The sequence below is a fragment of the Pseudomonas sp. W2Oct36 genome (assembly GCF_041060465.1).
GTDB classification, from domain to species: domain Bacteria; phylum Pseudomonadota; class Gammaproteobacteria; order Pseudomonadales; family Pseudomonadaceae; genus Aquipseudomonas; species Aquipseudomonas graminis_B.
In genome coordinates this window covers 1-8,061 of the sequence record NZ_JAUERW010000041.1, presented here as the reverse complement: position 1 = coordinate 8,061, position 8,061 = coordinate 1, and the positions used below count along the sequence as shown (strand labels likewise).

Genomic DNA, 8,061 nt, shown 5'->3' with positions numbered 1-8,061 from the left:
CCGCCGCCATCCGCCATCCATGGCGGGGGGCGGCTCTCGCGGCATCCATGCCGCTCGGCCCACGGAGCGAGACCTGCGTTCAGCCTGCACCCAAGTCGCGATTGGCGGTGACTGAGCTTTATGCGTACGAAGATCAAAAGCGGATCAAGAGCAGATCAAAAGCTTCCCGGCTGAAGCCAGTCCTACGGGGTGTGCGGGGTCTGCTTTTAGTGGGACCGGCTTTTGCTTGATCGTTCCCACGCTCTGCGTGGGAATGCATCTCCTGACGCTCCGCGTCACCGGTTTCACTGATGCAGCGCGCGCTGTTAGTAGGACCGGCTTCAGCCGGGAAGGGGCCGGGGTGAGCGCCCTCGACTTATCGGGTTAACCAAACCCCCTCAGCAGATCCCGCAGCCGGTCCAGCGCGGGGTCGATGTCGAGGAGGTCGATGGCGCCGAATCCCAGCATCAATCCATCACGCGGTGTGGCGTCGCTGTAGAACCCGTGGAGGGGGTGGAGGCCCAGGGCCTTGTCCCGCGCGCGATCGACCAGCAGGTGCAGGTCGATCGCCGGATCAAGGGAGGCTTTGAGCATGACGGCCATGTGGAAGCCCGCCGTGCACGGGATGGTTTCCAGCCAGGGCGACAGGTCGCAGGCGATGCGTGACAGGATGCGCTCGCGGCGCCCGGCGTAGGTGCTGTGGCAGCGGCGGATGTGTTTGTTGAGCAGGCCTTCGCTGATGAATTTGCTCAGGGCCCATTGCGGCAGTGTCGAGGTGTGCCAGTCGGTCAGTTGCTTGGCTTTGATCACCGCTTCGACGATCGCCGCCGGCAGCACGGCATAACCCAGGCGCAATTCCGGCAACAGGGTTTTCGAAAAGGTGCCGACGTAGGCGACCACGCCGTGCTCGTCCATGCTCTGCAATGAGTCAGTCGGGCGCCCTTCGTAGCGGAATTCGCTGTCGTAATCGTCCTCGATGATGATCGCACCGATTCGCCGCGCCTTTTCCAGCAGGGCGTGGCGGCGGGCCAGGCTCATGGGCATGCCCAGCGGCATCTGGTGGGACGGGGTCACGTAGATGGCGCAGACGTTGTCCGGAATCTGGTCGACGATGATGCCTTCACTGTCGACCGGCACGCTGGCGACGTCGGCGCCTTGGGCAGCAAACAGCAGCCGCGCCGGCGTATAGCCCGGGTCTTCCATCGCCACGCGGCTGCCGGGTTCGATCAGCACGCGGGCGATGAGGTCCAGGGCCTGTTGCGCGCCATTGCACACCACCACGTCATCGGCCCCGCAGCGGACGCCGCGGGCGAAGGCAATGTGCCCGGCAATCGCGGCGCGCAGGGCGGGCAGGCCTTCGGGCTGGCTGTAAAAGCCGCGCTCGGGGGACATCTGCCGCACCGCGTGATGCACGCAGCGCCGCCATTCGTCATGGGGGAATTGGGTTTTTGCTGTCGCGCCGCCGAGAAAGTCGTAGCGCAGGGTGCCCGCGCGGGTAGGGTGGCGCAGGGGCAGGGAGATACGTTCCCATTTCGCCACGATGTGGGCGCTGGCCAGCTGCGAAGGTGCCGGCCGAGGTGCGGAAGAGGCGCTCAAAGTGTTGACGAACGTGCCGCTGCCGACCTTGCCCACCAGGTAGTTTTCGTAGGTGAGTCGGCTGTAGGTGTCGGAGATGGTTTTGCGCGACAACCCCAACTGTGCCGCCAGCAGGCGACTGGGCGGCAATTGCACGCCCGCCGCCAGCCGGCCGGACACGATACTGTCGCGCAGCTGTTCGTAGACTTGATGGGCGAGGTCCTTGCGGCCCTCGATAACGATGTGTAATTCCACGCAAACCCCTGAACAGCGCTGGCGGTGCGGACGCACGCGGGTGGATTTTAGCCAGCGCGGCAGTCCATGGCATAGCAACCGATGCAACGTTTGCGCGCCAGGGTGCTCTTAGAGTTAGGCATAAACCTGGATACCCACAGGCAGGACGGTCCGCACAGCGCTCGCAGCGCCGTTGGCCGCCGCTCCCATCCACTTGAAGATGGAACCCCGAACACATGACCACCCCGGACAAGCAGTACGTGGAATGGCTGGTTGAGCAATCGATGCTCAACGCCGCAAAGCAACGCGCAAAATTGTATGGCGGCCAGGGCCGTCTCTGGCAGCGGCCTTACGCCCAGGCCCGTCCAAGGGACGCTTCGGCCATCGGCTCGGTCTGGTTCACCGCCTACCCGGCGTCGATCATTACCCGCGATGGCAGTTCGGTGCTCGAAGCGCTGGGCGATGAGCAGCTCTGGCACGCGCTGTCGGAAATCGGCATCCAGGGCATTCATAACGGCCCGCTGAAAGCTTCCGGCGGTTTGAAAGGCCGCGAGCGCACCCCGAGCATCGACGGCAACTTCGACCGCATCAGCTTCGAAGTGGATTCGGACCTCGGCACCGACGCCCAGTTTCTCAACCTCAGCCGCATCGCCGCCGCGCACAACGCGATCGTCGTGGATGACGTGATCCCGTCCCACACCGGCAAGGGCGCGGATTTCCGCCTGGCGGAGATGGCCTACGAAGAGTACCCGGGCCTCTATCACATGGTGGAGATCAAGGAGGAAGACTGGTCGCTGCTGCCGGACGTCCCGGCCGGCCGCGATGCCGTCAACCTGCTGCCCGCCACCGTCGATGCCCTGCGCGACAAGCACTACATCGTCGGCCAGTTGCAGCGGGTGATCTTCTTCGAGCCCGGTGTGAAAGAAACCGACTGGAGTGCCACCCAGGTGGTGACTGGCGTGGACGGCAAGGACCGGCGCTGGGTTTATCTGCATTACTTCAAGGAAGGCCAGCCGTCGCTGAACTGGCTGGACCCGAGTTTTGCCGCGCAGCAGATGATCATCGGCGACGCCCTGCACGCCATTGACGTTATGGGCGCGCGGGTGTTGCGTCTGGATGCCAACGGTTTCCTTGGCGTCGAGCGCAAGGCCGATGGCACCGCGTGGTCCGAGAGCCATCCGCTGTCGATCACCGGCAATCAGTTGCTCGCCGGGGCGATTCGCAAGGCGGGCGGCTTCAGCTTTCAGGAGCTGAACCTGACCATCGACGACATTGCGTCGATGTCCCACGGCGGCGCCGACCTGTCCTATGACTTTGTCACCCGCCCGGCCTACCAGCACGCGTTGCTGACCGGTCGCACCGAGTTTCTGCGGCTGATGCTGCGTCAGGTGCACGAGTTCGGCATCGACCCCGCATCGCTGATTCACGCGCTGCAGAACCACGACGAGCTGACCCTGGAACTGGTGCACTTCTGGACGCTGCACGCCCACGATCAGTACCTGTATCAGGGCCAGACGTTCCCGGGCAACATCCTGCGCGAGCACATCCGCGAGGAGATGTACGAGCGTCTGGCGGGCGAGCACGCGCCGTACAACTTGAAGTTCGTCACCAACGGCGTGTCGTGCACTACGGCGAGCATCATCACCGCGGCGCTGGGCATTCGCGAGCTGGACAGCATGACCGCCGCCGACATCGACAAGATCCAGCACATTCATTTGCTGCTGGTGATGTTCAACGCCATGCAGCCGGGCGTGTTCGCGTTGTCCGGCTGGGACTTGGTGGGCGCGTTGCCGCTGCCGGCCGAGCAGGTGGAGCACTTGATGGGTGACGGCGATACCCGCTGGATCCATCGCGGGGGCTATGACCTGGTCGACATGGACCCGGACTGCGAAGTCTCCGCAGGCGGCATGCCCCGGGCTCGCGCGCTGTACGGCAGCCTCCCTGAGCAGTTGAAGCGCCCGGATTCGTTCGCCTCGCAGCTTAAAAAACTGCTGGCGGTGCGCCGTGCCTACGACATCGCGGCGAGCCGGCAGATTCTGATTCCGGACGTCGAACACCCGGGGTTGCTGATCATGGTTCACGAACTGCCAGCCGGGAAGGGCACGCAGATCACCGCGCTGAACTTCAGTGCCGAAGCCATCGTCGAGACCCTGCACCTGCCGGGCATTGCGCCGGGCCCGGTGGTGGACATCATCAACGAGCGCGTCGAAGGCGACCTGACCGAAGAAGGTGAATTCACCATTACGCTGGACGCCTACGAAGGCCTGGCGCTGCGTGTGGTCAGCATGGCGGCACCGATGATGTAATCGCGCCTCTTTGGGACCCGCTTCACCCGGGAAAGCGCCAGTGGTAACGCCCTGGAAGTGAGGGTGTCCACACTGGCCTCTTCCCGGCTGAAGCCGGTCCTACGAGAGAGTGGGCACACCCGCAGGGCTGGGGTGGACTCCAATTTGTGGAACCGGCTTTAGCCGAGAAAGCGTCATGAGCTACACCGCAGATTTGAGGGTGTACAGACTGGCCTCTTCCCGGCCGAAGCCGGTGCTACGAAGGAATGCGTTCAGCGAGGGATCGCTTTTTATTCACCGTCTGCCGCTCGCGCAGACCTGTTCAGGTCGTTGCTTGTGTCTATCGCTCAATCCGTTCGTCCCCCTGTCTTCGTTCATCTGTGGAGTTATCGCCTGACGTTCTTGCTGTCCGGGATGTCCCTGGGGGCGTGGGCGCCGTTGGTGCCTTTCGCTCGCGACCGCGCCGGGCTTGAAGAAGCCCAGCTCGGCTTGCTGCTGTTGTGCTTCGGCCTCGGTTCCATGCTGACGATGCCGCTGGCGGGCATGCTGACCACGCGCAAGGGGTGCCGGTTTGTCTCGATGATCGGCGGGACCCTGATCTGCTGCATGTTGCCGCTGCTCGCCACGCTGTCTTCACTGCCGGCGCTGGCAGTGGCCCTCGCCGTGTTCGGCGCCGGGCTGGGCAGTATCGACGTGGCGATGAACGTGCAGGGCCTGATGGTCGAGCGCGATCACGGGCGACCGATGATGTCGGGGTTTCACGGGTTGTTCAGCCTCGGCGGCATCAGCAGTGCGCTGTTGATGACCTTGCTGCTGTGGCTGGGCGCGTCGCCGTTGCTGGCCGTGGCCGTGGTGGTGGCGCTGATCGGCGGGATGCTGCTGTGGCACGCGCGCTACCTGGTGCCCCACGGCGCGGATGATCCATCCGCGCCCTTCGCCTGGCCGACCCCCCACGTGGTGATCGTCGGGATTCTCTGCTTCATCGCGCTGCTGGTGGAGGGCGCGATGCTCGACTGGAGCGCGGTGTTCCTGAACCGCATGCACCAGATCGATGTGTCGGTGGCTGGCGGCGCTTACGCGGTGTTCTCCCTGACCATGGCGGCCGGGCGTTTTTCCGGAGACTGGTTAAGGAACCGCTTCGGCGCCGTGAACCTGCTGATCGGCGGCGGGCTGCTGGTGATGGTCGGGTTTGCCATGGCGATCCTGCTGGAACCGTGGCCGTTGTTCCTGCTGGGCTTTGCGCTGATCGGGCTGGGCTTGTCGAACACGTTTCCGGTGTATTGCTCGGTGGTCGGTGCACAGACCGCGATGCCGGCGGGGCTGGCGATCGCGGTGATCACCGGGATCGGCTCTGCGGGATTCTGCTGGGGCCGGCGCTGATTGGTTTCGCTGCCCATGTGGTCGGCCTGCGCGAAGCACTGTTGTGCGTCGGCGCGCTGATGCTGGCGCAGGTGCTCACGGCACGGCGTATGGCGAAGCGCTGAAGTGGGCGCCTTCCCGGCTGAAACCGGTCCTGCTGACAGCACGCGGTGTTGACGGTAGGACTGGCTTTAGCCGGGAAGGGGTCGGTGTGGACACCCTCGGTTTTGCGGCGTGGCATCCGATGCTTTCCCGGCTGAAGCCGGTCCCACGACAATCGCGTGTCCAACCATCCAGCCACTCTTCAACCCACTGGCGCGTCTGTTAGACTTCGGCGCCTTGAAACTCAGGGGCTTCCCATGACCGACCCGATTCGTCTTACCCAATACAGTCACGGCGCCGGTTGCGGCTGCAAGATCTCGCCCAAGGTGCTGGAAACCATCCTCGCCGGCAGCGGCGCGCAGAACCTCGACCCGCGCCTGTGGGTCGGAAACGCATCGCGCGATGACGCAGCGGTGTATGCCATCGACGACGAAAAGGGCGTCGTGTCCACCACCGATTTCTTCATGCCCATCGTCGACGACCCGTTTGACTTCGGCCGCATTGCCGCCACCAACGCCATCAGCGATATCTACGCCATGGGCGGCGATCCGTTGATGGCCATCGCCATTCTCGGCTGGCCGGTCAATGTGCTCGCCCCGGAGATTGCCCGCGAAGTCATTCGTGGCGGACGTGCGGTGTGCGACGCGGCGGGCATTCCACTGGCGGGCGGCCACTCCATCGACGCGCCGGAGCCCATCTTCGGCCTCGCCGTGACCGGCCTGGTGGAGAAGCGCTTCATGAAGCGCAACGACACCGCGACCGTGGGCTGCAAGCTGTTCCTGACCAAACCCCTGGGCATCGGCATCCTCACCACCGCCGAGAAAAAAGGCCTGCTGCGCGACGAAGACATCGGCCTGGCCCGTGATGTGATGTGTACGCTGAACAAGCCGGGCAGCCGTTTTTCCCGACTGGCCGGCGTCACCGCGATGACCGACGTCACCGGCTTCGGCTTGCTCGGGCACCTAGTTGAGATGGCCGACGGCAGTCAGGTCACTGCACGGCTGAACGCTGCCGCCGTCCCGCGTCTGGGCAGCGTCGACTTCTATATCGAGCAGGATTGCATCCCCGGCGGCACCCACCGCAATTACGACAGCTATGGCGAGCGCATCGGCCCCCTGTCCGAGGCGCAGAAGTTGCTGCTGTGTGACCCGCAAACCAGCGGCGGCCTGTTGATTGCCGTGGAGCCCGCTGAAGAGGCGGCGTTCCTGGCCCTGGCCGGTGAACTGGGCCTGAGCCTTGCGCCGATCGGCGAATTGGTCGAGCGACAGCCGCTCGCGGTCGAGGTGTTCTGATGCGCGACAACAGCGCCGACCTGCGCGAGATCTTCCTCAGCGACGTGCCGATGATGGATGTCCGCGCGCCGGTGGAATTCACCAAGGGCGCATTCCCCGGCGTGATCAATCTGCCGCTGATGAACGACGTCGAGCGGCAGAAGGTCGGCACCTGCTACAAGCAGGACGGTCAACAGGCCGCCATCGAGTTGGGCCACACGCTGGTGTCCGGCGACGTGAAGGAGGCGCGAATCGATGCGTGGGCCAGTTTTGCCCGCAACCACCCCGAGGGTTTTTTGTATTGCTTTCGTGGTGGCCTGCGTTCGCAGATCACTCAGCAGTGGCTCAAGAGCGAGGCGGGTATCGAGTACCCCCGGGTCATCGGTGGCTACAAGGCGATGCGCAGCTTTTTGATTGAGGTGACGGATCAGGCCGTGGCCGAGTGCGATTTCGTGCTGATTGGCGGGCTCACTGGCAGTGGCAAGACCGAGGTGCTGCAGCAACTCGACAACGGTCTCGATCTGGAGGGCCATGCCAACCATCGCGGTTCGAGCTTTGGCAAACACGCGACGCCGCAGCCAGGGCAGATCGATTTCGAGAACGTGCTGGCCGTGGATATTCTGAAAAAGCGCGCGCGGCATGTGAATCAGTTCGTGGTCGAGGATGAAGGGCGGATCGTCGGCAGTCGTGCGGTGCCCCTTGAGTTGTACCGGATCATGCAGGACGCGCCGCTGGTGTGGTTGGAGGACAGTTTCGAGAGTCGCGTCGAGCGGATTCTGAAGGATTATGTGACCGATCTGTGTGCGGAGTTCGTTGCGGTGCAGGGCGTTGAAACGGGCTTTGCGGCCTACGCCGAGCGGCTGAAGCAGAGTCTGTCGAGTATCGTTCGGCGGTTGGGCGGTGAGCGTTATCAGCGGCTGGCGGCGATTATGGACAGTGCTTTGGCCGAGCAGGCGCGCAGCGGGGCGGTGGATCTGCACCGGGGCTGGATCAGCGGGATGTTGAGCGAGTATTACGATCCGATGTATGCGTTTCAGCGGGACAGCAAGAATCCCCGGATCGAGTTTTCCGGAGATCAGAGGGCGGTTGTCGAATATCTGAAACAGCGGAAACTGAACTACCGCGGTTGAAGATCAAGATCAAGAGCGTCTGCCTGGGGGCAGACGTTTCGCCTTCGGCGAGTTACTTGGAAAAGCACCCCAAGTAACCAAGGGTGCTTGCTCCTGGTTTGGCCCTTCGTTCCTCAGGGTTCCTTC

Annotated in this window: 5 protein-coding genes; 4 read left to right on the top strand and 1 reads right to left on the bottom strand. The window is 63.9% G+C overall.

What is annotated here, in order from left to right; translation table 11 throughout:
• Positions 1–363: 363 nt before the first annotated feature.
• Positions 364–1,809, bottom strand: coding sequence for a PLP-dependent aminotransferase family protein (locus QWI18_RS25660; RefSeq protein ID WP_369320188.1), 1,446 nt, complete (start codon positions 1,807–1,809; stop codon positions 364–366).
• Between the two features lie 215 nt (positions 1,810–2,024).
• On the opposite strand from QWI18_RS25660, the gene treS reads away from it, so the two are divergent.
• From treS to mnmH, 4 genes are all read left to right on the top strand, one after another.
• Positions 2,025–4,094, top strand: coding sequence for a maltose alpha-D-glucosyltransferase (gene treS / locus QWI18_RS25655; protein WP_065991461.1), 2,070 nt, complete (start codon positions 2,025–2,027; stop codon positions 4,092–4,094).
• A 315-nt stretch (positions 4,095–4,409) separates the two neighbouring features.
• Positions 4,410–5,453: an MFS transporter gene (locus QWI18_RS25650; RefSeq protein WP_369320187.1), complete on the top strand. Its 1,044-nt coding sequence runs from the start codon at positions 4,410–4,412 to the stop codon at positions 5,451–5,453.
• Positions 5,454–5,791: 338 nt separating this feature from the next.
• Complete coding sequence (gene selD / locus QWI18_RS25645) at positions 5,792–6,826, top strand: selenide, water dikinase SelD (RefSeq protein ID WP_369320186.1); 1,035 nt, start codon at positions 5,792–5,794, stop codon at positions 6,824–6,826.
• Positions 6,826–7,935 carry a tRNA 2-selenouridine(34) synthase MnmH gene (mnmH, locus tag QWI18_RS25640; RefSeq protein WP_369320185.1) on the top strand — a complete coding sequence of 370 codons (1,110 nt, stop codon included), beginning with the start codon at positions 6,826–6,828 and terminating at the stop codon, positions 7,933–7,935. Before selD ends, mnmH begins: the two co-directional genes overlap by 1 nt.
• Positions 7,936–8,061 lie beyond the last annotated feature (126 nt).

Bases quoted from the DNA above. Each gene is read 5' to 3' on its own strand.
- treS (WP_065991461.1), top strand. From the start codon at position 2,025: ATGACCACCCCGGACAAGCAGTACGTGGAATGGCTGGTTGAGCAATCG.
- selD (WP_369320186.1), top strand. From the start codon at position 5,792: ATGACCGACCCGATTCGTCTTACCCAATACAGTCACGGCGCCGGTTGC.
- mnmH (WP_369320185.1), top strand. From the start codon at position 6,826: ATGCGCGACAACAGCGCCGACCTGCGCGAGATCTTCCTCAGCGACGTG.